The organism is Rhodococcus sp. 14-1411-2a (assembly GCF_002259485.1).
GTDB lineage: Bacteria > Actinomycetota > Actinomycetes > Mycobacteriales > Mycobacteriaceae > Rhodococcoides.
This window is the reverse complement of sequence record NZ_NPGA01000014.1, coordinates 46244-71498: the sequence shown is the minus strand read 5'-3', so window position 1 is coordinate 71498 and position 25255 is coordinate 46244. Positions and strand designations below refer to the sequence as shown.

Annotated in this window: 25 protein-coding genes; 18 read left to right on the top strand and 7 right to left on the bottom strand. The window is 64.6% G+C overall.

What is annotated here, in order from left to right; genetic code table 11:
- Positions 1–35: 35 nt before the first annotated feature.
- From wzm to CH291_RS11220, 4 genes are read left to right on the top strand one after another with little or no spacing between them, the layout of a single operon-like run.
- Positions 36–917 carry a galactan export ABC transporter permease subunit Wzm/RfbD gene (wzm, locus tag CH291_RS11235; RefSeq protein WP_094638981.1) on the top strand — a complete coding sequence of 294 codons (882 nt, stop codon included), beginning with the start codon at positions 36–38 and terminating at the stop codon, positions 915–917.
- Between the two features lie 17 nt (positions 918–934).
- Complete coding sequence (gene wzt / locus CH291_RS11230) at positions 935–1747, top strand: galactan export ABC transporter ATP-binding subunit Wzt/RfbE (protein ID WP_179276530.1); 813 nt, start codon at positions 935–937, stop codon at positions 1745–1747.
- Positions 1728–2642: a galactofuranosyltransferase GlfT1 gene (gene glfT1, locus CH291_RS11225; RefSeq protein ID WP_179276517.1), complete on the top strand. Its 915-nt coding sequence runs from the start codon at positions 1728–1730 to the stop codon at positions 2640–2642. Before wzt ends, glfT1 begins: the two co-directional genes overlap by 20 nt.
- A 51-nt stretch (positions 2643–2693) precedes the next feature.
- Complete coding sequence (locus CH291_RS11220; protein ID WP_094687500.1) at positions 2694–3557, top strand: TylF/MycF/NovP-related O-methyltransferase; 864 nt, start codon at positions 2694–2696, stop codon at positions 3555–3557.
- Here CH291_RS11220 and CH291_RS11215 read toward each other — a convergent pair whose 3' ends face one another.
- The 4 genes from CH291_RS11215 to CH291_RS11200 all read right to left on the bottom strand — a co-directional run bounded on the left by CH291_RS11215 (position 3558) and on the right by CH291_RS11200 (position 8781).
- Positions 3558–5450: a glycosyltransferase gene (locus tag CH291_RS11215; protein ID WP_094687499.1), complete on the bottom strand. Its 1893-nt coding sequence runs from the start codon at positions 5448–5450 to the stop codon at positions 3558–3560.
- 111 nt (positions 5451–5561) lie between these two features.
- Positions 5562–6395 carry an alpha/beta fold hydrolase gene (locus CH291_RS11210; RefSeq protein ID WP_094687498.1) on the bottom strand — a complete coding sequence of 278 codons (834 nt, stop codon included), beginning with the start codon at positions 6393–6395 and terminating at the stop codon, positions 5562–5564.
- Complete coding sequence (locus tag CH291_RS11205) at positions 6392–6997, bottom strand: TetR/AcrR family transcriptional regulator (protein WP_094687497.1); 606 nt, start codon at positions 6995–6997, stop codon at positions 6392–6394. The genes CH291_RS11210 and CH291_RS11205 overlap by 4 nt, the downstream gene beginning before the upstream one ends.
- On the bottom strand, positions 6994–8781 hold the full coding sequence (locus CH291_RS11200) for an N-acyl-D-amino-acid deacylase family protein (RefSeq protein ID WP_094687496.1): 1788 nt from the start codon (positions 8779–8781) through the stop codon (positions 6994–6996). The genes CH291_RS11205 and CH291_RS11200 overlap by 4 nt, the downstream gene beginning before the upstream one ends.
- Positions 8782–8955: 174 nt before the next feature.
- Between CH291_RS11200 and CH291_RS11195 the strand changes: the two genes are divergently transcribed.
- The 5 genes from CH291_RS11195 to CH291_RS11175 are packed head-to-tail and all read left to right on the top strand — an operon-like array spanning position 8956 to position 14486.
- Positions 8956–11208 carry a hypothetical protein gene (locus tag CH291_RS11195; RefSeq protein WP_256980813.1) on the top strand — a complete coding sequence of 751 codons (2253 nt, stop codon included), beginning with the start codon at positions 8956–8958 and terminating at the stop codon, positions 11206–11208.
- A gap of 14 nt (positions 11209–11222) precedes the next feature.
- The gene (locus CH291_RS11190; protein ID WP_179276529.1) at positions 11223–12251 is read left to right on the top strand and encodes a glycosyltransferase; all 1029 of its coding nucleotides are present in this window, start codon (positions 11223–11225) and stop codon (positions 12249–12251) included.
- Positions 12248–13189, top strand: a complete 942-nt coding sequence (locus CH291_RS11185) for an NAD-dependent epimerase/dehydratase family protein (protein ID WP_094687495.1) — start codon at positions 12248–12250, stop codon at positions 13187–13189. Before CH291_RS11190 ends, CH291_RS11185 begins: the two co-directional genes overlap by 4 nt.
- Entirely contained in the window at positions 13186–13653 is a 468-nt protein-coding gene (locus CH291_RS11180; RefSeq protein ID WP_068054828.1) for a GtrA family protein, read from the top strand. Before CH291_RS11185 ends, CH291_RS11180 begins: the two co-directional genes overlap by 4 nt.
- Positions 13650–14486, top strand: a complete 837-nt coding sequence (locus CH291_RS11175) for a glycosyltransferase family 2 protein (RefSeq protein ID WP_094687494.1) — start codon at positions 13650–13652, stop codon at positions 14484–14486. The genes CH291_RS11180 and CH291_RS11175 overlap by 4 nt, the downstream gene beginning before the upstream one ends.
- 8 nt (positions 14487–14494) lie before the next feature.
- Here CH291_RS11175 and rfbB read toward each other — a convergent pair whose 3' ends face one another.
- Positions 14495–15499 carry a dTDP-glucose 4,6-dehydratase gene (gene rfbB, locus CH291_RS11170; protein ID WP_094687493.1) on the bottom strand — a complete coding sequence of 335 codons (1005 nt, stop codon included), beginning with the start codon at positions 15497–15499 and terminating at the stop codon, positions 14495–14497.
- A gap of 88 nt (positions 15500–15587) precedes the next feature.
- Here rfbB and CH291_RS11165 point away from each other — a divergent pair, with 88 nt between their 5' ends.
- The 4 genes from CH291_RS11165 (at position 15588) to CH291_RS11155 (ending at position 17933) form a co-directional block, all read left to right on the top strand.
- Positions 15588–16364, top strand: a complete 777-nt coding sequence (locus CH291_RS11165; RefSeq protein WP_094687492.1) for a hypothetical protein — start codon at positions 15588–15590, stop codon at positions 16362–16364.
- The gene (locus tag CH291_RS27175; RefSeq protein WP_256980812.1) at positions 16361–16891 is read left to right on the top strand and encodes a hypothetical protein; all 531 of its coding nucleotides are present in this window, start codon (positions 16361–16363) and stop codon (positions 16889–16891) included. The genes CH291_RS11165 and CH291_RS27175 overlap by 4 nt, the downstream gene beginning before the upstream one ends.
- Positions 16892–16971: 80 nt before the next feature.
- Positions 16972–17568, top strand: coding sequence for a hypothetical protein (locus tag CH291_RS27170; protein WP_256980811.1), 597 nt, complete (start codon positions 16972–16974; stop codon positions 17566–17568).
- Positions 17565–17933 carry a hypothetical protein gene (locus tag CH291_RS11155; RefSeq protein ID WP_256980810.1) on the top strand — a complete coding sequence of 123 codons (369 nt, stop codon included), beginning with the start codon at positions 17565–17567 and terminating at the stop codon, positions 17931–17933. Before CH291_RS27170 ends, CH291_RS11155 begins: the two co-directional genes overlap by 4 nt.
- Before the next feature lie 16 nt (positions 17934–17949).
- Here the strand turns inward: CH291_RS11155 and CH291_RS11150 are convergent, their stop codons facing one another.
- The gene (locus tag CH291_RS11150) at positions 17950–18468 is read right to left on the bottom strand and encodes a maleylpyruvate isomerase family mycothiol-dependent enzyme (RefSeq protein ID WP_068054773.1); all 519 of its coding nucleotides are present in this window, start codon (positions 18466–18468) and stop codon (positions 17950–17952) included.
- A gap of 130 nt (positions 18469–18598) precedes the next feature.
- Here CH291_RS11150 and rfbA point away from each other — a divergent pair, with 130 nt between their 5' ends.
- Positions 18599–19471, top strand: coding sequence for a glucose-1-phosphate thymidylyltransferase RfbA (gene rfbA / locus CH291_RS11145; RefSeq protein ID WP_094687491.1), 873 nt, complete (start codon positions 18599–18601; stop codon positions 19469–19471).
- On the top strand, positions 19468–20052 hold the full coding sequence (locus tag CH291_RS11140; protein ID WP_094687490.1) for a dTDP-4-dehydrorhamnose 3,5-epimerase family protein: 585 nt from the start codon (positions 19468–19470) through the stop codon (positions 20050–20052). The genes rfbA and CH291_RS11140 overlap by 4 nt, the downstream gene beginning before the upstream one ends.
- A gap of 428 nt (positions 20053–20480) precedes the next feature.
- On the opposite strand, the gene CH291_RS11135 is transcribed toward CH291_RS11140, so the two are convergent.
- On the bottom strand, positions 20481–20999 hold the full coding sequence (locus CH291_RS11135) for a GtrA family protein (protein WP_082899055.1): 519 nt from the start codon (positions 20997–20999) through the stop codon (positions 20481–20483).
- Between the two features lie 47 nt (positions 21000–21046).
- Here CH291_RS11135 and CH291_RS11130 point away from each other — a divergent pair, with 47 nt between their 5' ends.
- The 3 genes from CH291_RS11130 to CH291_RS11120 are packed head-to-tail and all read left to right on the top strand — an operon-like array spanning position 21047 to position 25243.
- Positions 21047–22498, top strand: a complete 1452-nt coding sequence (locus CH291_RS11130) for an FAD-binding oxidoreductase (RefSeq protein ID WP_037187223.1) — start codon at positions 21047–21049, stop codon at positions 22496–22498.
- Positions 22495–23259 carry a decaprenylphospho-beta-D-erythro-pentofuranosid-2-ulose 2-reductase gene (locus tag CH291_RS11125; protein WP_094638921.1) on the top strand — a complete coding sequence of 255 codons (765 nt, stop codon included), beginning with the start codon at positions 22495–22497 and terminating at the stop codon, positions 23257–23259. The genes CH291_RS11130 and CH291_RS11125 overlap by 4 nt, the downstream gene beginning before the upstream one ends.
- Before the next feature lie 22 nt (positions 23260–23281).
- Positions 23282–25243, top strand: a complete 1962-nt coding sequence (locus tag CH291_RS11120; protein WP_179276516.1) for a galactan 5-O-arabinofuranosyltransferase — start codon at positions 23282–23284, stop codon at positions 25241–25243.
- Positions 25244–25255 lie beyond the last annotated feature (12 nt).

Here is a 25255-nt window from a genome sequence, read left to right as displayed (position 1 = left end):
AGCTCAGTCTCCGAAGAGAGGTAGTGTCGACCGTCGTGTCGGCACCAGCGAAGGATCCCGAGAGCGAGGCAGGAGACCAGATGCCTGCTCCGGTTTCGGACTCACAGACTTATCGGCGCGCTTTCGGCGACCTGAAAACTGGTTTCAACCAGCGCGAGCTGTGGCTGCATCTCGGGTGGCAGGACATCAAACAGCGGTATCGCCGGTCGGTGATCGGTCCGTTCTGGATCACCATCGCCACCGGCGTGCAGGCCATCGCGATGGGTCTGCTGTATTCGGTACTCCTGGACATCGATCTGCGCTCGTTCCTGCCGCACGTCACCGTCGGGCTGATCATCTGGAACCTCATCAGTGCCGCGATTCTCGAAGGCGGAGACGTCTTCGTCGCGAACGAAGGCCTGATCAAACAGCTGCCCAGTGCGCTGAGCGTGCACGTCTATCGCCTGGTGTGGCGTCAGCTGCTGCTGCTCGGCCACAACATGCTGATCTACGTGATCATCATTGCGATCTTCTGGCCCGAGGGCGGGCTGCACTGGACCGTGATCTTCGCGATCCCCGCCCTGGTGCTGATTCTGCTCAACGCCGTGTGGGTGTCCATTCTGTTCGGCATCGTCGCCACCCGCTACCGCGATATCGCCCCGATCCTCGGCAGCTTCGTGACGCTGATGTTCTTCATGACACCGATCGTGTGGACCACCTCGGGACTCGAATCGATGGGCGGTGAGGCCGCGAACCGCGCCAAGCTCGTCGAGATCAACCCGCTCTTCCATTACCTCGACATCATCCGGGCCCCCCTGATCGGCGAGGATCAGCAGGCGTACCACTGGTACATCGTGCTCGGCTTCACCGTCGTCGGATGGGCACTGGCCATCGTCGCACTCAAGAAGTACCGGGCCCGCGTGCCCTACTGGGTTTAGGGGTATTCGAGTTGTCCATCAGCATCAGCACTCACGACGCGTGCGTCGATTTCCCTATTTTCGACGCCAAGACGCGGTCGTTGAAGAAGGCGTTCCTCGGCAAGGCCGGTGGTGCCATCGACCGCAACTCCTCCGACGTCGTCGTCGTCGAAGCTCTGAAGAACATCACGATGAACCTGAAGGACGGCGATCGCGTCGGACTGGTGGGTCACAACGGTGCGGGCAAGTCGACGCTGCTGCGGCTGCTCTCGGGCATCTACGAGCCGACACGGGGCAGCGCCACCATCCGCGGCCGCGTCGCGCCGGTGTTCGATCTGGGCGTCGGTATGGACCCGGAGATCTCCGGTTACGAGAACATCATCATCCGTGGTCTGTTCCTCGGCCAGACGCGCAAGCAGATGCTCGCGAAGATGGACGAGATCGCCGACTTCACCGAACTCGGCGACTACCTGGACATGCCGCTGCGCACTTATTCGACGGGCATGCGCGTGCGCGTCGCGATGGGTGTGGTCACCAGCATCGACCCGGAGATCCTGCTGCTCGACGAGGGCATCGGAGCCGTCGACGCAGAATTCATGAAGAAGGCACGTCACCGCCTGCAGGAGTTGGTGAAGCGCTCGGGAATCCTGGTGTTCGCCAGCCACTCCAACGAATTCCTGGCTCAGCTGTGCGACACCGCGATGTGGATCGATCACGGTCAGATTCGCCAACAGGGCGGCATCGAGGACGTGGTGCGGGCGTACGACGGTGACGACGCGGGAGATCACGTCGCGCAGATCCTGAAGGAGATCGAGCGGGAAGACGGACCTGATGGGCAAGCCGGTGGCTGACAAGATTGTCGGGGTCATCGTCACGCACAAGCGGCGTGAGTTGTTGGCTCTCTCCCTCGATGTCATCGGTGCGCAGACTCGTCCGCTCGATCATCTGGTCGTCGTCGACAATGCCGACGAGCCCGCCGTACGCGAACTGGTGGAATCGATCGACCTGCCGACGACGTATCTCGGTTCGCAGCACAATCTGGGCGGCGCGGGCGGGTTCGCACTCGGGATTCTGTATGCGCTATCACTCGGTGCGGATTGGGTGTTCCTCGCCGACGACGACGGCCGCCCCGAGGGCCCGAAGGTGCTCGAGACCCTCTACGACTGCGCTCTCACCCACGGCCTCGACGAGGTCTCCCCCGTCGTCTGCGACATCGACGATCCGGACCGGCTGGCCTTTCCGCTGCGCCGCGGCGTCGAATGGCGTCGGCTGCGGTCCGAATTGATCGACCCGGCGAACCCGGACGACGACCTTCTCGAAGGCATCGCCTCGCTGTTCAACGGTGCCCTGTTCAAGGCGTCGACGATCGACGCGGTGGGCGTGCCCGATCTACGGCTGTTCGTCCGCGGCGACGAGGTGGAAGTGCATCGTCGATTGCAGCGATCGGGCCTGAAGTTCGGCACCTGCCTCACCGCCGCCTACGTCCATCCCAACGGGGCCGAGGAGTTCAAGCCGATCCTCGGCGGCCGGATGCACACGCAGTACCCGGAGGACGCGACCAAGCGCTACTTCACGTACCGCAATCGCGGCTACCTCATGTCGCAGCCCGGCATGCGAAAGCTGTTGCCGCAGGAGTGGATTCGGTTCACCTGGTTCTTCCTGATCACCACCCGTAACCCGAAGGGTCTGGCCGAATGGTTCCGGTTGCGCGGGCTGGGGCGTCGGGAACACTTCCGCAGGCCCTGATGCTGCCGCCATGGGGTGCGCACACCCGCGTGGTACCGCTACCGTGTGCCCATGACGGAACCTCGGAAGCTCGCTGATCGCATCAAGTCGTCGGCACGGGAGAAGCTTCAACGAGCGATCGGCGAGGTTCTGGCTCAGCAGACCGCCCAGCTGGCCGAACAGACCAGCGATCAGCAGGCAAAATTGCTCGACGTCCTCGAACGCCAACGCCGTGAGATCGACGATCTGCACGCGTTCATCCGCGGCCTCGAGATGCGGATGCGTCGCGACATTCCGTACGCCTCCGACGTCGAAGCAGCCGCCCAGAGCGCGGAATTCGCCGAAGAGATGATGCCGCAGGCCCCTACGTTCCTGCGGCCGCACGCGACGCTGCGATTCGCCCTCGGCGAGGTCACCATTCGCGGCATGGCACTCGAATTCGGCGTCGCCAGCGGAACCACGCTCGAGATCATCGCCGAGGAGTTGAGCTCACGGAAGGACATCACCGTCGTCGCCGGATTCGACGTGTTCTCCGGCCTCCCCGAAACCTGGCGCACCGGTTTCCCGAAGGGTCTCTTCGAGCAGGACACCATCCCCGAAGTGCCGGGCGCACAGATCGTCCCCGGGTTGTTCGAGGACTCGCTGCCGGGCTTCCTGAAGGGCCATCACGAGAAGCTGGCGTTCTTGCACCTGGACGCCGACCTGTACTCGTCGACGGTCACCGTGCTGGATCTGGTGGCCGATCGACTCGCGGTGGGCACGGTGATCGTGTTCGACGAGTACTTCAACTTCCCCGGCTGGCGCAACCACGAGTACCGGGCGTGGACGGAATTCGTCGCACGCACCGGTACCGAGTTCGACTACCTCGGCTACACCGCCGACAACGAACAGGTCGTCGTACGCATTCGCACGGCCCCGACAGTTCGCGCGAAATAGCTACTGGCCGTAGAGGCGAGCCCAGTTCTCTCGGCTCGTCAGCTTCGGCACCGCTGCGCGGTACGACGCAGCGACCGTCGGGGTTTCGGTGCGCAGACGCTTGAGTGCGGTCACACCCCGCTTGAGCAGCTCGACCGCATGTTGCTTGTTGCGCTGGCGAACTCGGACGCCCTCCTGCGAGCGATCGGTGACGATCGCGTGGGAGAACAGCGAGACGTGCCACCAGTGGGCGTCGTCGGCGGAGATGGCGACCGGACCGGGGTTCACCGTGCCGCGCCACTGATTGAGCATCCGCTTGGCCAACACGGCGAATTCCATGCTCTTCTTCGGGTGCGGTCCCGCGGGGGTGATGAACATATCCGCCGGACGCACCCCGGGAACGTCGTTCGCGTTGTGCCGCTTCGTTTCTCCGTACGCAGCACGTTCGCGCCGGATGGAACCGGCAGCGTCCATGCCGCCGTCGAGCAGATTCTCCGGACCGGCCAGGAAGTCCTCGACGGCCTTGATCAGCGTGTACGCCATGCCGTACTGCATCGACACCAGGTACCGCAGCAGATCGGTGAACAGCTGCTTGGCGAGCGTCCTACCGTCGAGCTCGATGTGCAGGGCGGCGGTGATCATGCCGTTGCGCAGGTTGAAGTAGCGGTGCCACTCGTCCCAGTCCTTCCACGCGAAGTCGGCATGCCACACAGCTGCACCGGGCAGCGTGACTGTCGCGAAACCATTTGCACGAGAACGGTATCCGTACTCGATGTCGTCCCACTGGAAGAACAGCGGCAGCGGGTAGCCGACCTGACCGACGATCTCGGACGGGATGAGGCACGACCACCAGCCGTTGTAGCCGGCGTCGACGCGAACGTCCTGCTGGCGCTTGCGCTTGAACGCGCTCTTGTCCGAGATCGCATTCTTGACGTGCACTCCGGCTTCGAGCTTCTGCAGGTTCGCCACCTCGGCACCGACATGCACGCGATCGGGGTGCAAGAGGTAGAGCATCTGCGCGCCGATGATCGCCGGCTCGACGGTCATGTTGGCGAACGAGTTCATCCGCACGATCGCCTCGGGCTCGCACAGCACGTCGTCGTCCATGAAGATGACGTTGGCCGGATCGCCGCCCTTGCCCTGCACCTCGTAGAGCCCGCGGGTGAACCCGCCGGCACCGCCGAGGTTGGGCTGGGTGATGTAGACGAGCTTGTCGCCGAGCTCGGCCGCCACGCGCTGGAACTTCTCGCGCGTCTGCACCTGATCGGTGCCTTGATCGACGACATAGACGTTGTCGACCCCGAGCAGGGCGATGGGATCGTCGGCCATGGCAGCGACGGTGTTGGCGCAGTCGTCCGCGCGGTTGAACGTGCAGATCACCACCGAGGTGGGACGCAGCTTCTCCGGCGCGGCGACGGTCCACTCCGCGTCCTGTACCGACAACTCACTCGACGTGGTGGTGAAGCGGACGTACAGCGCGCCGCCGTCGAGGAACTGCGTCGTGGCGACGGGAACGGCCAACTGATTCGACGAGTTCGCTGAATCGACCGTTGTACTGGCCATCGTGCGCTCGTGACCTTTGTAGTCCGTGCCCACCAGATCGATCCGCCCGGCACCGGCGACGGTCGCCCGGAACACCACCTCGGTGACGGTGGTCCACCGCTGCCAGTAGCTGGCCGGGAACCGTCCGAAGTAGCTGTTGGTGTGCAGCACGCTGCGCTTGGCGATACGGACGCCCGTGCGGGTGCGCTCAGCATTTCCCTTACCGACAGAGCTGTACATATCGGCACTGACCAGGGGCGACGGGCCGTCGAACAGCAATCTCTGAACTGTCAGTTCGGGCTCACCGTCACCGCCGGCAACAGCCGACACATCCGATGGCGAGCCGAGACGATCGAGAGCAGTGCCGTCCATACCGAGAAGTACCCCATCCAGTTCGAGTAGTGGCTCTGTGCGGTCGTGGAGAGAAGAAGACCACTGACCATGGTTGCACAGGCCCCGACCGATCTGTCCGACGCTCGCCGTCTACTTCGCTTCCTGCACCCTCGCCATCAGCACGCGGGCGGCGTCGGCGGGGTGCGTGTACGGCCACCAATGGCCGGCATCGACTCGATCGACGCGCAGATCGGGAATCCATCGATCGAGACCGTCGGTGAGGTTGGTCGACAGCATGCGGTCTCGTGTAGGTACGACCACGGTGGTCGGGACCGCGCACCGTGGAGCAGGCCCGCGGAGCACACGCCGCAACACGTTCGCCCGGTACAGGGCGATGCCGCGCTGCTGGTCGGCCACCGTCGGGGTCGGCTCACCCTCGACATTCAGCCGTGCCAACAAGTCCGGTACCCGTCTGCCCAGAACGGGCACATGAAACCCGAAGACGTACCAGGACCGGGCCAACTGCCCCACCAACGACGGCCACCGATGCGGCCGCACAAGCCGCGCCCGTGCCACCTGCCGCAGATGATCCAGACTCGGCCCGGACACCGATGTGTACGACGCGAACACGGCCGATGCGCGAGGCGAGGCCATCGCCTCCCACATCTGGACCGACCCCCAGTCGTGGGCGAAGACGTGCACCTTCCCGGTGAGGTCAGGAATCGACTCGACCACCGCGAAGGCGTCGCGCGCCAGCTGCTCGATGGACACGTCCGCTGCGGGCTCGAGTGCGGATGCTCCACTGCCTCGCGTGTCGTAGACGATCACCCGAACCGTGTCGCCGAGCTCGGCGATCAGCGGATCGAACACGTGACGATTGTCGGGATAGCCGTGTACCAGTAGCACTGTGGACTTCGCCGCCGGGTCCCCGTATTCGAAGACGGGAAGCTCGGCACCCGGAGTGCGCACCGTCCAGTGGGTCATCCCGCGTCGCTCAGTGCGTACAGAGTGCCGCCGCGTAGCAAGTGGGCGATCATCCTCAGCCGCATGGCCTCCTGCTCGGGTTGCGGATGCACCACCGCGGCCATCGCCTCGCCGTCAAGCAGGTGGACGACGCTGAAGACCACCGTCTCCAGATGGCGTGGATCGATCACGCCGGCGACCGGTAGCGTGCGAGCGAGTTCGGCGATCTGGTCGTGATACCGAACTGTGAACGGCTGCAGCCTCTCTCGCAGCTCGTCGTCGCTACGGGCCGCGGTCAACAGCTCGTACCAGGCACCGTTGATCGGAGCGCGGCACGCAGCCCTGAGCAATTCGAGGCAGTGCTCGATCGACGCGCTCCCGAAACCGGACAGGCCACGGCGAAACTCCACGAACTGGCGTCGGCGAACCTCGTCTGCTGCAGCAACGATCAGGTCGAGCCTGGTGTCGAAATGCCGAAACATGGCACCGGAAGACACCCCTGCACGGCTGACGATCTCACTGACACTGGTTGCGGCATAGCCCTTCTCGCACAACGACTCGATGGTCGCGTCGAGCAACTTTCCGATCGTCTCGGTCCGACGCTGCAGTTGACTCGGGCTCACACACGCTCCCGGCGACGCGGAGCCGTAGGTGTGCCGGCCCGCAGGAAGCTACCTGCGCGCTCCGACACACCGAACCAGGGCGCAAAGGCACCAGCGGAGAACACCACTCGGCCTGCGACCAGGGTGGCGGCCACGGCCCGGTCGTTGCGGTTGACCATTCGACTCAGGCCTCCGAACTCCGGCATGGTCTCCTCCCGGTAGGCCAGGACCTCCTCGTCCAGACCCGCCGGATCGATCACCACGATGTCGGCGCGATCACCCACCCGCACGTGTCCGGCGTCGAGACCGTAGAAGTCGGCCAGCTCGCCGCTGAGCTTGTGCACGGCCTTCTCCACGGTCATGAAGGGTCGGCGGTCGTTTCGCGCGTCGTGCACACGGTGCAGCAACCGGATGCCGAAGTTGTAGAACGCCATGTTGCGCAGATGAGCACCGGCGTCGGAGAAGCCGACGGTCACCCCGGGCTGGTTGATCAGCTTGTCCATCTGCCGCTTGCGATGATTGGCCACCGTCGTGTGCCAGCGCAGCTTTCGGCCGTGCTCGACCACCAGATCGAGGAACGCGTCCACCACGTGCACACCGCGTTCTTCCGCGACCTCCGCGACGTTCTTGCCGACGACCGACGCGTCGGGACATTCGGTGATCTCGGCGTCCGCGAAGTCTCGATGCCAGACGCGCGAGCTGAACTTCTTCTCGAAATCGGCGCGGAACCAGCGGCGGTAGGCCTCGTCGGAGAGCAACTCGTTGCGGCCCAACTCTTCTCGCAGATGTAGCGCTGCGCGGCCCGAGCCGAACTCCTCGAACACCACGAGGTCGATGCCATCGGAGTACACGTCGAATGTGGTGGGCAGGTGCTGCCAGCGGAACTGTCCCTTGCCCGGCCCGTTGACGATGCGAGCGAGCGGGCCGAAGATCCGATGAATCCACGGCGAGGCCTTCGCGTCGGCCGCCGCCAGCAACGAGATCTTGAGCGGAGTGCGGCCGATTCCGGTGGCCGAGGCCAGGAAGAACAGCATGTCGTACTTGGTGTTCAAGTTCGGAATGCTCTGCAACAGACGGCCGCGCTTACGCAGGATCTTGTGCAGAGCACGGAATTCGCTCCACCGTGCGTACGAGGACGGCAGCGAACGAGATCGGTACCGATCTCCGTCCAGCTTGTCCCACGGGTTCGTCATCGTCGACATTCCGAGCAGCCCGGCATCGAGCGCCTTCTCGAGCGCGTCCGACATGGCGCGCCATTCCTCGCGGGTTGGCTTCTGACTGCGGTCGGTAGATCGGTCCAAGCCCATCACGTGCGCACGCAGATCAGAATGACCGACCAAGGCTGCGATGTTGGGGCCCAGAGGCAGGCGCTCGAGCGCTGCGATGTACTCGTCGGGGCTGGTCCACGTCTTGTGCGTATCGACGGCCTTGAGCACATGATCGCGCGGCAGCGCCTCCACCCGACTGAACAGATCAGCGATGTCGACCGGAGTGGAGTAGAGCGTCGACAACGAACAGTTCCCCAGTAGAACCGTCGTGACCCCGTGCCGAACGGATTCTTCGAGACCGGGCCCGACGAGCACTTCCGCGTCGTAATGGGTGTGTACGTCCACGAAGCCCGGGGTGACCCACTTTCCGGTGGCGTCGACCACCTCGGTCGCCGGGCCCGCCTCGAGCGGGGTGGAGGACACGGCCCGCACGACGCCGTCGACGATGCCCACATCGGCTCGAACTCCCGGACCGCCGGATCCGTCGTAGACAGTGCCGCCGGTGATGACGACGTCGAAAGAGATGTTCGAGTTCATGTGACCTCCGTCATAGAGTGAGGTCAATCTAACTTAGAGAGTGGTCACTCGCAATAGCCGTACCGAGTCGGCCGTCTCGCGATCACCTGCGTGTTTCGCGCGTCGACGTTTCGGTTCCTGGACACCTCGAGAGATACAGTCGAGTGTCTTTGCCCGAACTCACGGAGTTGACCCTTGACCCCCACGGATACCCACATCGCGCGCGCCGCCCTGCCCGACAGCAGGAGAGAGCGCCTCGCGTGGGGAGCAGCGGTCGCTGCAGTGGTGGTCCTCGGCTATCTCCTGGTGCTCAGCGTCGATCCCCGTTTCTTCTACATCGACGACACCGAATCGGGTGCCGTACCCAACTGGCTCCAACTCGGACGCATCATGCGCGACGGGCAATTCCCCTCGCTGGTGCTCGATCAGTGGATGGCCGGCAACTACCCGGTCGAGGGCCAGGGCGGCCTGTGGAATCCCGTGCAGATGGCGATCAACTACATCTCGCCGTCGATCGACAACCTGGTACTGCTGGCAACGGTCGTCAAACTGGGCTTCTCGATTCTGTTGGCCTGGGGCGTGTTTCGAGTCGCCCTGGCCTACGGAGCGCGAGCCAACTGGGCTGCGGTAGCGGGCGCGAGCGCACCGTTCGTCGGGTTCACGCTGTTCTTCGAGAACACCTCGTGGGTGACCGCGCTGATGGGCACGGCGTGGATCATGAACGCCTGGGCGAGCTCGGTGTCCTACGCCCGCGGTCGCAGCGGTCCGATCGTGCCGTTCGCCTTCCTCTACCTCGCCATCAGCGTGGGATACGTCCACGCCGCGGTGATGGCCGGAGTGATGATCGGATCCGTCGCCATCGGCGAACGACTGTTCCAGCGGCTGTGGCGTCCGGCACTGAAGGTCTGCGCAGTCGGCATCGCTGCCGCCGCGTGCGGGGCCGTCACCTTCCTGCCCGGAGTGCTCACGTCCGCGGTCACCTGGCGCAGTGGTGACGAGGGCACGTTCAACGACAACTTCCTGACGGCACCGTGGTCGGAATCGCTCACCGCGAGCATCCCGACCGCGGTGACGAGCATCGAATCCTGGGCGGGCGAGACCACCGAATCGCCGGTCACCTACATCGCCTGGTTCGTGGTCCCCGCGCTGGCGTTCATCGCGTGGCGCCGGGTACCCGCGGCTCTGCGCGAGCTGGCGGCACCACTGATCATGCTGGCGTTCGCCTTGATCTTCACCGCAGGTCCCAGCGACATCGGACCGATCCGCTGGCCCGCCCGCATTCTGCCGTTCGTCGCCCTCGTCGCACTGATTCTCGTGGTCACCCTGATCAGCCGGTACGGAACCCTCGACAAGCTGCGGCCGCGGCTGCTCGCGGCCGGCCTGCTGACGCTGGTACTGCTGCTTCGCGCCGGCTCGTCGGGCCCGGAATTCTTCGGTCGCCACGTCCTCGCTGCGCTGGTGATCCTGCTCGTCGGCGCGCTCGCTCTGCTGCTGGCCCACCGCTTCTCGACCCGGGCGACTGCGGCGCTGCTCCTCGTGACGATCGCGCCGGTCGCGATGTACCAGGTGGCCACATACGATCCGCCCTTCGCCAAGTGGTGGCTGCCCACGTCCCAATCCGAGGCCAAGGCCGAGTTCCCACAGTGGCAGGGCGCGACTCTGCAACTCGGTAGCCGTGCGCTCACCGAAACCGCAGCCGACGGACCCGACGACCCCCGGCTGCCCTGGCACTCCCAGGTGTACGGCAACTCCGCCAAGATCATGGGCCTGGACTACGTCAACGCGTACACCCCCGTCGGCTATCTCGACTTCGCCAACCTGCTGTGCTTCGAGCACGAGGGATCGACCTGCACGGACGCCTTCAGGCGCGTGTTCGAGATCGAGCCGTACACCGGCAAGACGTACGCCGACCTGATGCAACTCGATCGAATCGTGCTGCAGAAGAATCAATATCCGCTCGCGAACTCCCGGCCCGCACCCGCAGGCTGGATGTGGGTGACCGCTCCCACTCCCGACTCCGCTCGCCAGATCTACGTCCTCGAACGCATCGACGGGTTGCTTCCCGCGTCGTCGGGACGCGTCGTCGCGACCGTGAACGCCACGGCCGAACCCCGATCGTCCGATGCGGACTCGGAGCACGTCGACGTCAGCGCACCCAACGGTGGCAGCGTCGTGTTCTCGCGTCTGGCCTGGCCCGGCTACACCGCGACGCTGAACGGTGAGGAGCTGCAGACGAAGGGGCTGGCCGACATCTTCCTCTACGTCGACCTGCCGCCCGGCACCGAGAACGCGGACCTGCAGATCACCTTCCGACCGCCCGGCGAACGACTCGGACTGGCCGCGATGGCCGGCGGGACGCTGTTGCTGGTCGGCCTGGTGGTGCTCGATGTGCGACGACGCAGAAATTCGAGTTCTCGGGAGTTCGGCGCTGGGACGTCGAGCAGATAGGCTCAGACCTCGTGATGTCCGACGACTCTGCTGCTGATCCGCACCGCATCTCCATCGTGGTACCGGTCTACCAGGGCGAACGGACGCTCAGCGCGTTGATGGACGAGATCCTTCCGCTGACGCAGGTGACGCATACTCCCCTCGGGCGGCCGATGATCGTCGAGGAAGTTCTGCTCGTCTTCGATCACGGTCCCGACAACTCTGCCGCGGTGATTCGCCAGCTCACGGCCGCGCACACGTTCGTTCGCGGGGTGTGGCTGAGCCGAAATTTCGGTCAGCATCCCGCCACCCTCGCCGGCATGGCGTCCAGCGGCGGCGAGTGGATCGTCACGATGGACGAGGACGGACAGCACGATCCGGCGGCGATCGGCGGCATGCTGGATGCGGCCCTCGACCAGCAGTCCACCGTCGTCTACGCCAAGCCCACCAACGTCGCACCGCACGGGATGTGGCGCAACGCAGCCTCCAAGGGTTCGAAGTGGCTGATCGCCAAGGCGCTGGCCGGGGACAACACCATCGATTACCAGAGCTACCGCCTGGTGCTCGGTGAAGTCGGTCGCTCCGTCGCCGCCTACGCCGGTTCCGAGGCATACCTGGACATCGCACTCGGTTGGATCGCAGGCGACGTCACGACCAGCCCGGTGGCGTTGCGCGAAGAGGTGGACCGTCGATCGGGCTACCGACTGCGCACCTTGCTCTCGCACTTCTGGCGGATGGTGCTCTCGAGCGGCACCAAGGGCCTGCGACTGGTCAGCTTCATCGGCATCGCCTTCGCGATTCTCGGCCTCATTCTGGTGGCGTACGTACTGGTGTCGTACTTCGTCTTCGATTCGGGTGCCGAGGTACGAGGTTGGGCATCGACGATGGTGATCCTGTTGTTCGGCTTCGGAGCAACCCTGTTCTCTCTCGGTGTGGTGGCCGAGTACGTGGGCGTCAACGTCAAGACCGCCATGGGCAAGCCGCCGTACCTGATCGTCACCGACCCGGGAAACGGCCCGCTCGGGCGCACTGCGCCATCGACCGAACCTGCACCGCCGGCGTGACCGCGACGCACACGTGGATCGTCGGCAGCGGCGGGCTGCTCGGCGCTGCGGTGACCCGGGAGGCCGGTCGTCGTGGACATCGGGTGCACACCAGCACCATCCCGTGGTCGGACTCGGTGTCCGCCGAACAGGCTCTGCTGCAGCGCTGTTCGGAGTTCTTCGATTCCTTCGCCGACGGTACCTGGAACGTGATCTGGGCCGCGGGCGCGGGCGTGAACGGAACCAGTGCAGCACAATTCGCCGAAGAGAACGGCCTGATCCGCACCGTCCTGGCGCACATCGAGGCTGTCGCCGCCGACCGCGCGGGCACCGGAACCGTGTTCCTCGCCTCGTCCGCCGGAGGCGTCTACGCCGGCGCGACGGGTGCCCCACATCACGAGGGAACGAACCCGGTTCCGTTGGGCGACTACGGTTTCGCCAAGCTGCAGTCCGAGGCCATCGCGACCGAGTTCGGTGAACGCACCGGCATCAACGTGGCCATCGGCCGGTTCGCGAACCTCTACGGGCCAGGGCAGAACCTCGCGAAACCGCAGGGCCTGATCTCGCACCTGTGCCGGGGATACCTCATGGCCTCCCCCGTCTCCATCTACGTCCCGATGGACACGTTGCGCGACTACCTCTACGTGTCCGACGCGGCCGAGATGGTCGCCGACACCCTTGCCATGTCTGCCACGGAACGAATATCGCCGACGATCAAGATCTTCGCCTCCGGTGAGGCCGTGACCATCGGCTCGATTCTCGGAGCCTGCCGGACGGTGTTTCGCCGTCGACCGAACGTGGTGTTGGCGGCGTCCCCATTGGCGGTGTTCCAGGGTCGCGATCTACGGCTGCGGTCGACGGTCTGGCCACAGATCGATCGCCGAACGCACCGAACATTGCCGGCAGGTATTGCGTCCACCCTGTTCGCGACGCGTCAAGCACTGGCGGTGGGTCGATGACCGAACCACAGACTCCTGCTCCCCCGGCGGGCATGAACGGTGCGCCGGGGCCGCTGATGCGCATCGTCAAGAATCAGAAGATCGCGTTCCTGCTCGTCGGCGGCGTCAACACCGCATTGGGTACCGCGTGGTTCATCCTGTGGCAGTTGCTGATCGGCGAGCAGTACGGATACCACGCCGCGATCGTGCTCGGCTATCTCTGCAACGTGCTGTGCGCGTTCGCGATGTACCGCTACCTGGTGTTCCGCGTGCGGGGTCACTTCCTACGCGATCTGCTGCGGTTCTTCGTCGTGAACTTCGGCGCGTTCGTCGCCAACATCTCCCTGATGACGATCGCCGTGTCCGTCTTCCACTTCCCGCCCATCCCTTCACAATTGGTCGTCACAGCCGTGATGGCAGTCGTCAGCTTCTTCGGCTACCGCGACTTCTCGTTCCGCAGAAAGAGCCAGGCCCCCACATCATGACGCCCCGTGTTTCCGTAGTCGTCCCGGCGTACAACAACGCCGAGTATCTGGCCGAGACCATCGATTCGATTCTCGCCCAGACGTTCACGGACTTCGAACTGGTCATCGCCGATCATTCGTCGACCGACGGAACCCTCGCCGTCGCGCAGAAGTTCGACGACCCACGGATCCGCCTCCTGACCACCCCGGTCGGCGGCGGAGCGCAGGCCAACTGGAACCGCGTCACCGAGGAAGCCACGGGCGAGCTGATCAAGCTCGTCTGCGGTGACGACACCATCGCGCCCACCGCGCTGGACACTCAGGTGCGGGCGTTCGACGACAACCCGTCTGCCGTTCTGGTCGCCGCACAGCGGACGCTGATCGACGCCTACGGCAAGACGGTCATCGCCGCCCGCGGGCTCGGTGGACTGCACGGAACGGTATCGGGCCGAGTCGCCGCCAGAACCGCAGTTCGGGCCGGTGCCAACATCTTCGGCGAACCCGGCGGCGTCATGATGAAGCTGTCGGAACTCCGCGAGATCGGGTTGTGGGACAACAGCCATCCCTACCTGATCGACCAGGCCACCTTCATCGCGGTTGCGCTACGAGGCGACATCGTGGCAATTCCGCAACCACTGGCGTCGTTCCGAATCAACTCGGGACAGTGGAGCGTGGAACTGGCGACACAGCAGGCACGTCAGGCCGCGGACTTCCATCGCTCCCTGCAAGCAAGCGACCCGACACTGCTGTCCGACAACGACGTTCGCATCGGTAATGCCAAGGCTCTGATGACGTCGTTCATGCGTCGCGCGGTGTACCTGCTACTGCGCCATCGAATGTCACGCAGTAGTTAGTTCCGGCTTCAGGGCAGTACGGATTCTTTCGCCGCGTAGACCGCCTCGGTGGCGTCCTTCTGCGGCCGCCACCACTGCTCGTTCTCGCGGTACCAGTCGATGGTCGCTTTCAAGCCCGCCCGGAAGTCGACATACGTTGGCGTCCAACCCAATTCGGTACGCAGCTTGGTCGAGTCGATGGCGTAGCGCAGATCGTGGCCAGGGCGGTCGGTGACGAAATCGAACGCGTCGGATGGGTTGCCGGTCTCTTCGAGGATCGCTTCGAGGACGGTGCGGTTGTTCGCTTCGCCGTCGGCTCCGATGAGGTAGGTCTCGCCGATGCGGCCGCCGTCGATGATGGCCCAGACGGCGCTGTTGTGGTCTTCGACGTGGATCCAGTCGCGCACGTTCTGCCCTGCCCCGTAGAGCTTGGGCCGGGAGCCGCTGAGGATGTTGGTGATCTGGCGTGGGATGAACTTCTCCACGTGTTGGTACGGGCCGTAGTTGTTCGAGCAGTTGGAGATGGTGGAGCGGACGCCGAACGATCGGGTCCAGGCACGCACCAACAGGTCGCTCGAGGCCTTGGTGGAGGAGTACGGGCTCGACGGGTTGTACGGGGTCGATTCGGTGAACCGTGCCGGGTCGTCGAGTTCGAGGTCGCCATAGACCTCGTCGGTGGAGATGTGGTGGTAGCGGACGTCGTGCTCGCGGACCGCGTTGAGCAAGGTGGTGGTGCCGATGACGTTGGTGTGCACGAACGGCCACGGATCGGTCAACGAGTTGTCGTTGTGGGATTCGGCGGCGAAGTGGACGACCAGATCGGTCTCGCGGACGAGGCGGTCCACGAGATCGGCGTCGGCGATGTCGCCGTGCACGAACTCGATGCGATCCGCCACCGGGTCGAGGGAGGCCTTGTTGCCGGCGTAGGTGAGCTTGTCGAGCACGGTGACCTGGGAGTCGGGGCGCTGCGCGAGGGTCTGATGTACGAAGTTCGCGCCGATGAACCCGGCCCCACCCGTGACGAGAATTCTCATGTACCGGCACTTTACCGGTGCTGGTCGGCGACGGCCGTTCTTGTCGGGCGCGCGTGCTAGCTTCTCTTCGACTTCGGGGGGAGTGACGATGCGTCTTCGATACATACTGCTGCGTCTCGCGGCATCGGTGGTACTGCTGTTCGGAATCATGTGGGTAATCCCGCAGCTGGCACCGCAGGTGCCCGAGCCGTACGAGGGGGTACAGACTCTGCCGCCGGTGTCGCCGGAACCCAGGGGCTCGACGACAGCCCCGCCACCAATGCCGCCGGGGTTTCCGTCCATGAACCGGCCGCCACCGAAGATCGAGGTGCCCGACGGCCAACCGCAGCCCATCGCCACCAAATTCGGCTGGACCTACGACATTCCTGCGGACTGGGAAAATTGGAACGACGGTTTCTCGGAGTGGGTCGGCGAGGACGGGTCGACCGCAACGTACGGCGCAATGGGCCTCCACGGTCGATTCGATTGCGAGGGGGGTGAGTTCGAGTCTTCGGCGATCAGCGGAATGACCGGTCGACGTGCCGGGGACTTGACTGTCCTCGCCTATCAAGAAGCGCAGAAGGCGTCGATGATCTTCACCAACCGAGACGGTTCACTGGCACCCACTGTTCAGATCAGCGACCCCAAGTATCTACAGGTCGACGGAGTCCCGGCTGTCCGCTACACAGCCCTGGTGGAAGACATACCGGATTCGCCGTACTGCCCTCCTCCCCGCGCCACATTCGACGTTGTCACCACTACCGGTTTCGCCACGGCAGAGGTCGCGGTCTTCGTCGTACTTGCCGACCGTGATGTCGAGAACGCACTCTCCGATGAGGACGTCGACGGCCTCATCTCGTCACTGAGAAGGACCGCGACGCAATGACCGAACCGCTGATCGCCAGATCCTCGGAAATAGCCGGCCTCGGACATCTTCTCGATCGCGTCGGCGGCGACACTCTGGCCAGTCATCGTTATCTGCTCGATCAGGCGGGCCTGAGCGAGAACGTGGTTGGGCAGATTCTGAAACGACTTCAGCCGTACCTCGCACGGTTTCAGGAGATGACACGCACTCGGCAGGTTCACCTGTCCGCCAACTGCGGGGAAATGGGTGCAGAACTCAACAGAGCGGCATGGCTGTATGCCGATCAGGATCAGCGAAACTATGACCTGCTGAACGCTCACACAAGCGCGCCGCCACTACCGGGCATCGATCGTGGCAGCTCGGATCGTGCCGCCGTCGGCCACGTGGACGAATTCGACGAGGCAGCCGATTACGGACGGCCCACGGGATCGACTATTTCGCGCCGAATCCCGTCGTCGACGAAGTCCGAGAGTTACTCGACGATGCCGCGGGCTGGCTCGGAGAGATCGACACAACGATTTTCGAACTCTGCGGGTGGAGCCCCCTGAACGAGGCGACAATGCCGATCACCGGCAACTAAAACGAAATCAGGAGAATCGGCCACGCATATCAGATCGCAGGCGACGCCATGGAAGCCGCGTCGGAGTCGTTCGCGGCAGGTGTGGGGCGCGTGGACGCCTACTGGAACGGCGCTGCCGCACAGGCATTCACCGATTACGCCGACCGACAACTGGCCGCAATGCGATGGGAGGGGCCCGCAGGCCGCACGATTTCCGCGGTCTGTGCAGTGATATCCGAACAACTCCGTGACGCTGCGCTGGCAGTGGTTCGGAAAATCGTCGAACTTCTCGAATCGGAGGTCGCCGTCGACAACGCCCGCGGTGCGTTGAAGGTCATGATCAAGAAGGTACCGATGGTGGGCACGGCCTGGCAGGTCGAAAGTATCATCGAAATCTGCTGGACAGCAATGGATCTGACCAAGGAACTCATTGCGAAGATCGAGCAGGTGGTCGATGACTTCGGCGCGTTCCTCGACGCGCTCGGCGATCCCGAGAGCCAGGTGGGCAAGAAGATCGACGACACGTTACGCCCATTGAACGACTTCCTCGACTACGGCAAGCAGTCCGTCGAAGCGGGAAAGACCGCGGATATCCGACCGGTCCTCGACACTCCGGACGAGGACTTCTCCGTTGGCACCGGCGACGAACCCTGGCGGGACGCATGATCCAGTCACTGCCTCCACACGCCCGAGCCGCGTACGACCGTCTGATGACATCCTGCGGTGAGCTCGAGGCCGCGCGCACGCGGGCCCTGAACACCGATCTGAAAGCTCCGGCGGGAACCCGATACGTCACAGCGGAACTGCTGGCCCGCCTGGCGTCCTCACGCCGGGCATCGGCCGACCTGATCCACTACGCGACCCGCGTCGCGTCGGGTGAATGCAGTTGGGAACGTGTCGAGGTGGACGCAACTCCGGTGCCACCGGAAGTCGAAGAGCTCAAGGCCGATCCGCAGATCCTGTGGCCGGCCGAATGGCCGACTCCGATCGCCGAGACCGGAACTTCGCCGTACCGAATCCCGTGGGAGTGATCGGCCGCTGGAACTGTCAGGACCCTCGGACAGTGCGTCCGGCGAAGGCCGCCAACCGCTCGTACGCGTTTGCGCCGTCGGGTGCCGGCTGCTCAGGATCGAAAGCACCGCCTCGCCGTTCGTCGGTCATGTTGGCCGACATGAACACCATCCCCTCCTCCGCCACCGTCTGGTCGAGATCGTCCGTGCCGCGCCCGAGTGCGGTCGCGAGATCCCACGCGTGCACCGAGAGTTCCGCAGCCACCATGCCGAGCGGCAATGGTGAACCTGCATCGATCTCGGCCAGCAGTTCGCGAGTCCTCTCCTTCCACAGCGGAATCGGATCCGACGACGGTTCTGGCGACGCCGACCAATCGATCTCGCCACCCCGAGCCATGGTCACCAAGTTGGCCGCGGTGTTCACCAGGTGGTCCGTCAGCTCGGCGACGGTCCACTCGGTGCAGGGCGTGGCCGATGCGCGTTCGGCTTCGGTCACTGTGGAGAGCAGAGCGGTGACCTGATCGATACCGGTGGAGATCTGGTGCGTTGTCGTCACGTGGCTTGTCCTCGGTTCTCTCGGAAGGCTGGGTATGCGGCGAGCGTAGGTGCACCTCGGAGCTCACGCAGCAGAAACGGGGCAGGCACAAGCGAGCGGGTGATCCGAGGGTCTGGAAGACTTCGCGGTCATGCGGGGAATCATTCTGGCGGGCGGCACGGGCTCGCGTCTTCATCCGATCACGATGGGTGTCAGCAAGCAGCTGGTCCCGGTCTACGACAAACCGATGATCTACTACCCGCTCTCGACACTGATCCTGGCCGGGATCCGCGAGATCCTCATCATCACCACACCCCAGGACGCCGACCAGTTCACCCGCCTGCTCGGTGACGGCTCCCAGTTCGGCATCTCACTGACCTACAAGGTCCAACACGAGCCGAACGGTCTCGCCCAAGCCTTCGTATTGGGTGCCGAGCACATCGGCACCGACTCCGCGGCATTGGTGTTGGGCGACAACATCTTCTACGGCCCCGGCCTGGGCACCCAACTGTCGCGGTTCGATCACATCGACGGCGGAGCCGTGTTCGCCTACGAGGTTTCCGACCCCACCGCCTACGGCGTCATCGAATTCGACGCCGACCGCAAAGCCATCTCGTTGGAAGAAAAGCCCGCCGCCCCGAAATCGAACTACGCCGTCCCCGGCCTGTACTTCTACGACAACGACGTCATCGCCATCGCCCGCGACCTCACCCCGTCCGCCCGTGGGGAATACGAGATCACCGACGTCAATCGCCACTACTTGGAGGCCGGCCGCCTGCAGGTCGAGGTTCTGCCTCGCGGGACCGCCTGGCTCGACACCGGCACCTTCGACTCGCTGCTCGACGCCTCGAACTACGTGCGCACCATCGAACAACGCCAGGGCCTCAAGATCGGATCACCCGAAGAAGTGGCCTGGCGACGAGGATTCATCACCGACGACGAACTGCGCGTGCGCGCCGAGACGCTCGTGAAGTCCGGGTACGGCCGCTACCTGCTGGAATTGATCGACCGAGGGAACCGATGACCTTTCGTGAACTGAGCATCGCCGGTGCCTACGAGTACACCCCACGCCAGTTCGGCGACGACCGCGGAGTGTTCTTCGAATGGTTCAAAGCATCGGCGTTCGAGGCCACCACCGGGCGGTCGTTGGAGCTGCTGCAGGCGAACTGCTCGGTCTCCGCCGCCGGGGTCCTACGCGGGATCCACTTCACCACCAACCCACCCGGGCAGGCGAAATACGTCACCTGCGCCCGCGGAGCCTTCCTCGATGTCATCGTCGACCTGCGCGTCGGATCACCGACATTCGGGCAGTGGGACAGCGTGCTGATCGACGACATCGACCGCAAAGCAGTCTTCCTCTCCGAAGGACTCGGCCACGCCATCCTGTCGTTGGAAGACAACTCGACCGTCATGTACCTGTGCACCCTCGAATACACCCCGGCCTTGGACCGCGACATCAACCCACTCGACCCCGCCCTGGGCATCGACTGGCCCACCACCGCCCGCGACGGCACACCCCTGACCTACGAACTCTCCGACAAGGACAAAGCCGCCCCCACCCTCGCCGACGCCCTCGAACGCGGAGACCTGCCAATCTTCTCGTGAGCGGCGGCGACGCCACCAGATCCGGGCAAACGCGCTCGCATTCGCCAGACGCGCGCAGAATCGCCCCTGACCGTTGACGAGAATGCGCGCATTTGGCAAGTGCGCGCGCGTTTGCGAACCCCCGGCAAAGTCAAAGCCGCACCCACCCTCGCCGAAGCCCTCGAACGCAGAGACCTGCCGAACTTCTCCTGAGCGGCGGGACGAGGCGACGACGACGCCAAATCCAGGCAAACGCGCTCGCATTCGCCAGACGCGCGCAGAATCGCCCCCGACCGCTGACGAGAATGCGCGCATTTGGCAAGTGCGCGCGCGTTTGCGCACCTCACGGGGCGAACCCGCGCTGGCGAACCCCCGGGGGGCAAACCCGCGTTTGCGCACCTCACGGGGCAAACCCGCGCTGGCGAACTCTTGGGGCCGAACCCCGCGACTCAGCGGATTTTGAAGATCACGAATCGCTGGACGAGGAAGTTGATGACCGTCGCCGTACCCTGCGCGATGACGAAGGCCACGTTGGCGTACCAGAAGCCGTCGGGAAGAGCCTGGTAGAGCCAGGTGTAGATGCCCACCTGGACGGCGAAGGTGACTCCGTACAGCGCGACGACGGCGAAGAACCGAGCCCGTGACGGGGCCGCGTTGAACGTCCATCGACGATTGATCAGGTAGGCCGTCGTCGTTCCGAGTACGAAGCCGATGGCCTTGGCGAGGGTCACACCGACGCCGAACACGAAGTGCAGGATCAGGTTGACGCCCTGGTCGACGATGGCCGACAGCACACCGGTCGCCAAGAAACGCACCACCTGCGTCTTGAGATCGAGGGCCGCGTCGGCGATGTTCTCGGTCAGCGGCAACTCGACGGGTAGCGGGACGTGATGCTGCAACTCGTCGTTCTCGGGCGACCAGTCGTCGCCCGTGGAGCCTTCTTCTGCGGAGCGGTCGGGGGTGGACACGAGGACTGACACTAGCCGCTGCTGCGGTGCGGGTACCCTCTTGAGCGATGTCCACGACAGCCGACGACGCACTCTTCCCCCTGGAACCACAGGCCGGGAACACTGCGCCGCTACCCACGCAGACCCGCACACTCACCGGTTGGGGCCGCACCGCTCCCTCCACCGGAGAGGTGCTCTCGACCTCCGACCCCGAGCTCATCGCGAACGCGGTCAAGCAGGTCGCCGAGCAGAACGACTCCAAGCCGGCCCACCTCCGACGCGGCGTCATCGCCCGCGGCCTCGGCCGCTCCTACGGTGACAACGCGCAGAACTCCGGCGGCCTGGTCATCGACATGAATGCCTTGAACGGCATCCACAGCATCGACGCGTCGACGCGGATCGTCGACGTCGACGGTGGCGTCAACCTCGACCAGCTGATGCGTGCCGCGCTGCCGTTCGGCCTGTGGGTACCGGTGCTGCCGGGTACCCGCCAGGTCACGATCGGCGGGGCCATCGGCACCGACATTCACGGCAAGAACCATCACAGCGCGGGTAGCTTCGGCAACCACGTCCGCTCGATGGAACTGCTGACCGCGGACGGTCAGGTCCGCCACTTGACGCCGTCGGGCAAGAACGCCAAGCTCTTCTGGGCGACGGTCGGCGGCAACGGCCTGACCGGCATCATCCTGCGCGCGACGATCGAGATGACGCCGACGGAGACGGCTTACTTCATCGCCGACGGCGACGTCACCACCACCCTCGACGAGACCATCGCCCTGCACAGCGACGGCAGCGAGAACAACTACGACTACTCGAGTGCCTGGTTCGACGCGGTCGCCCCGCCGCCCAAGCTCGGCCGCGCGGCCCTCTCCCGCGGATCGCTCGCGACGTTGGACCAGTTGCCGGCCAAACTCCAGAAGGACCCGCTGCGGTTCAACGCCAAGCCGTTGGTGACGTTCCCGGACGTCTTCCCCAACGGCCTGGCCAACAAGTACACGTTCTCCGCCGTCGGCGAGGTCTGGTACCGCAAGGCCGGCAACTACCGGAACAAGGTCCAGTCCCTGACGGCGTTCTATCACCCACTGGACATGTTCGGTGAGTGGAACCGTGCCTACGGCTCCAAGGGCTTTCTCCAGTACCAGTTCGTTGTTCCGCCGGAGGCGGTCGACGAGTTCAAGAAGATCATCGTCGACATCCAGAAGTCCGGGCACTACTCGTTCCTCAACGTCTTCAAGCTGTTCGGGCCCGGAAACAAAGCGCCACTGAGCTTTCCGATTCCAGGGTGGAACATCTGCGTCGACTTCCCGATCAAGCCGGGCTTGAACGAGTTCGTCCGCGAGCTCGACAAGCGGGTGCTCGAATTCGGCGGTCGTCTGTACACCGCGAAGGATTCGCGCACCGACGCCGAGACCTTCCACTCGATGTACCCGCGGATCGACGAGTGGATCAAGGTCCGCCGATCCGTTGACCCCACAGGCGTTTTCGCCTCCGATATGGCTAGAAGGCTGGAACTGCTGTGACGATAGACGCCGTAGGTAACCCCCAGACGATTCTCGTTCTGGGCGGCACCAGCGAGATCGGTCTCGCGATCACCGAGGAGTACCTGTCGAAGTCTCCGGCACGTGTCATCCTCGCTGCGCTGCCGAACGACCCGCTTCGTGAGAGCGCGGTTGCCCAACTGAACGCCAAGGGCGCGAAGTCCGTCGACATCATCGACTTCGATGCACTCGACACCGCCTCGCATCCCAAGGTGATCGACGCGGCATGGGCCAAGGGTGACGTCGACGTCGCCATCGTCGCCTTCGCCGTCGACTTCGATGCCGAACAGCTCTGGCAGGACCAGCGCAAGGCCGTCCTCGCCGCGAACATCAACTACACCGCCTCCGTCTCGGTCGGCGTGCTGCTGGGCGAGAAGATGAAGGCGCAGGCCTACGGCCGCATAATCGTCATGTCCTCGGTGGCAGGCGAGCGGGTTCGTCGTTCCAACTTCGTCTACGGCTCCACCAAGGCCGGACTCGACGGTTTCTACCTCGGACTCGGGGAAGCGCTGCGCGAGTTCGGACCTCGGGTCACCGTCGTTCGCCCGGGCATGGTGCGCACCAAGTTCAGCGCGCACGTCAAGGAAGCCCCGATGACCGTCGACAAGGAGGTCATCGCGAAGCTCGCGGTGAACGCGTCACGCAAGGGCACCCCCTTGATCTGGACTCCCGCACCGTGGCGTCTGGTGATGATGGTGCTGCGGCACGTGCCGCGGCCGATCTTCCGCAAGCTGCCCATCTGATCTCGACGGCACTTCAGTTTTCATGACACAGCAGGTTGCACCGGCTCGCAGAACCGCCTCTGCCGTCGGGGAAATCGCTCTCGGTGTGCTCATCGCAGTGGTCGTGGCGACGGTCGGGTTGTACGCCTTCTCACTGGTTCAGTGGCCGGCGTTCAACTCGTCCAATGTCACCCGCGCCATCACGACGCTCGGGCAGGTGACCGCTGCGGCACTGTTCGCCGCGTCGATCTACCTGTACCGGATTCACAAGTGGCCGTGGGTCGCTCGGCTCGCGGCGTGGATCGGGCTGAGCGGATTCGTCACCGTCACCCTCGGGATGCCGCTGGCTGCAACCAAGCTCTATCTGTTCGGCATCTCCGTCGACCAGGAGTTCCGTACCGAATACCTGACGCGACTGACGGATTCGGCGTCGTTGCGAGACATGACGTACGCCGACATTCCGCCGTTCTACCCGGCCGGCTGGTTCTGGCTCGGCGGACGCGTCGGCAACCTCTTGGGCATGGACGGCTGGGAAGTGTTCAAGCCGTACGCAATCGGGCTGCTCGCCGTTACCGCCGTCGTTTCGTTCGTGCTGTGGAAGGCGCTGATTCGAGCAGACTGGGCCGTCGCCGTCAGCGCCGTCACCACCGCACTCGTCGTCGCCCACGCCTCCCCCGAGGCATACAGCGCCGTGATCGTGATGCTCTTCGCACCCGCGCTGGTCCTCGCCTGGGGAGCATTGCACCGGCCCGCCGGGATGAATGTGGCATCCAGTCAGTCAGAGTGCAAGAAAGGGACATTGATCCCGACTGGGGGGCGCACCGCATCGGGCGGATGGGGAGCGGTGGTCGGCACCGGACTCTTTCTCGGTCTGGCCGCGACGTTCTACACGCTGTATCTCGGCCTGGCGGCGTTCACCGTCGTACTGATGGCGCTGTTCGCCGCCGTCCTCGCCTATCGCGAGAAGAAGTCCTGGAACGTACTGGTTCCCATCGCGATCAAGGTCGCCGCGATCGCTGCGATATCGGGCGTCATCGCCGCGACCGTGTGGCTGCCGTACCTGATCGAATTCCTGCGTGGTGCACCCTCCACGTCGGGCACGGCATTGCACTATCTGCCCGAAGCCGGTGCGACACTTCCCTTCCCGATGTTCGAGTTCTCCCTGATGGGCATGCTGTGCCTCATCGGCACGGTGTGGGTGGCGGTGCGGTTCTCGTCCTCACGCCGAGCGCAGGCACTGGGCGTCGGCGTCGTCTCCATCTATCTGTGGACGCTGCTCTCCATGGCCGCCACGGCCGCGGGCACCACCCTGCTCTCGTTCCGCCTCGAAGCGGTGCTGATCGTATTGCTCGGCAGCGCAGGCGTTTTCGGCTTCCTCGAGGGCAGCCACGCGATCTATCAGGCCATCAACGAGCCACCGAAGTTCCGTATCGCCGCTGTCGTCGTAGCAGCCATCGGTGCGATGACCTACGCGCAGAACATCCCCCAGGTACTGCAGACCGAGATCACCGTCGCGTACTCCGACACCGACGGTGACGGCAACCGCGCCGACATGCGTCCGCCGAGCGCGGTCTCGTACTACCGCGAGGTCGACGCCGCCCTGACCGAGCAGACCCAGCGTCCGCGCGACGAAACCGTGCTGCTGACGGCGGACACGTCGTTCCTCAGCTACTACCCGTACTTCGGCTTCCAAGGACTGACCTCGCACTACGCCAACCCACTGGCGCAGTTCGATCAGCGAGCCGACGCCATCGAGCAGTGGACCGAGCTCGAGACGCCCGATCAGCTGGTCGACGCGCTCGACACCAGCCAGTGGCGCGCGCCGGATGCGTTCCTGTTCCGCCGCGGTGCCGACGGCTACACCCTGCGCCTGGCCGAGGACGTCTACCCGAACGACCCGAACGTGCGCCGCTACACCGTCACCTTCCCGCAGTCACTGTTCGAGGATCCTCGCTTCACCGTCACCGACATCGGACCCTTCGCGCTGGTCGTGCGCACGAATTGAACGATCGTCGAC

What these genes read in the sequence shown, in the direction of transcription:
- glfT1 (WP_179276517.1), top strand. Translation starts at nt 1,728, where the DNA reads ATGGGCAAGCCGGTGGCTGACAAGATTGTCGGGGTCATCGTCACGCAC.
- CH291_RS11220 (WP_094687500.1), top strand. Translation starts at nt 2,694, where the DNA reads ATGACGGAACCTCGGAAGCTCGCTGATCGCATCAAGTCGTCGGCACGG.
- CH291_RS11215 (WP_094687499.1), bottom strand. Translation starts at nt 5,450, where the DNA reads ATGGACGGCACTGCTCTCGATCGTCTCGGCTCGCCATCGGATGTGTCG.
- CH291_RS11210 (WP_094687498.1), bottom strand. Translation starts at nt 6,395, where the DNA reads ATGACCCACTGGACGGTGCGCACTCCGGGTGCCGAGCTTCCCGTCTTC.
- CH291_RS11200 (WP_094687496.1), bottom strand. Translation starts at nt 8,781, where the DNA reads ATGAACTCGAACATCTCTTTCGACGTCGTCATCACCGGCGGCACTGTC.
- CH291_RS11190 (WP_179276529.1), top strand. Translation starts at nt 11,223, where the DNA reads ATGTCCGACGACTCTGCTGCTGATCCGCACCGCATCTCCATCGTGGTA.
- CH291_RS11180 (WP_068054828.1), top strand. Translation starts at nt 13,186, where the DNA reads ATGACCGAACCACAGACTCCTGCTCCCCCGGCGGGCATGAACGGTGCG.
- CH291_RS11175 (WP_094687494.1), top strand. Translation starts at nt 13,650, where the DNA reads ATGACGCCCCGTGTTTCCGTAGTCGTCCCGGCGTACAACAACGCCGAG.
- rfbB (WP_094687493.1), bottom strand. Translation starts at nt 15,499, where the DNA reads ATGAGAATTCTCGTCACGGGTGGGGCCGGGTTCATCGGCGCGAACTTC.
- CH291_RS11165 (WP_094687492.1), top strand. Translation starts at nt 15,588, where the DNA reads ATGCGTCTTCGATACATACTGCTGCGTCTCGCGGCATCGGTGGTACTG.
- CH291_RS27175 (WP_256980812.1), top strand. Translation starts at nt 16,361, where the DNA reads ATGACCGAACCGCTGATCGCCAGATCCTCGGAAATAGCCGGCCTCGGA.
- CH291_RS27170 (WP_256980811.1), top strand. Translation starts at nt 16,972, where the DNA reads ATGGAAGCCGCGTCGGAGTCGTTCGCGGCAGGTGTGGGGCGCGTGGAC.
- CH291_RS11155 (WP_256980810.1), top strand. Translation starts at nt 17,565, where the DNA reads ATGATCCAGTCACTGCCTCCACACGCCCGAGCCGCGTACGACCGTCTG.
- rfbA (WP_094687491.1), top strand. Translation starts at nt 18,599, where the DNA reads ATGCGGGGAATCATTCTGGCGGGCGGCACGGGCTCGCGTCTTCATCCG.
- CH291_RS11140 (WP_094687490.1), top strand. Translation starts at nt 19,468, where the DNA reads ATGACCTTTCGTGAACTGAGCATCGCCGGTGCCTACGAGTACACCCCA.
- CH291_RS11130 (WP_037187223.1), top strand. Translation starts at nt 21,047, where the DNA reads ATGTCCACGACAGCCGACGACGCACTCTTCCCCCTGGAACCACAGGCC.
- CH291_RS11120 (WP_179276516.1), top strand. Translation starts at nt 23,282, where the DNA reads ATGACACAGCAGGTTGCACCGGCTCGCAGAACCGCCTCTGCCGTCGGG.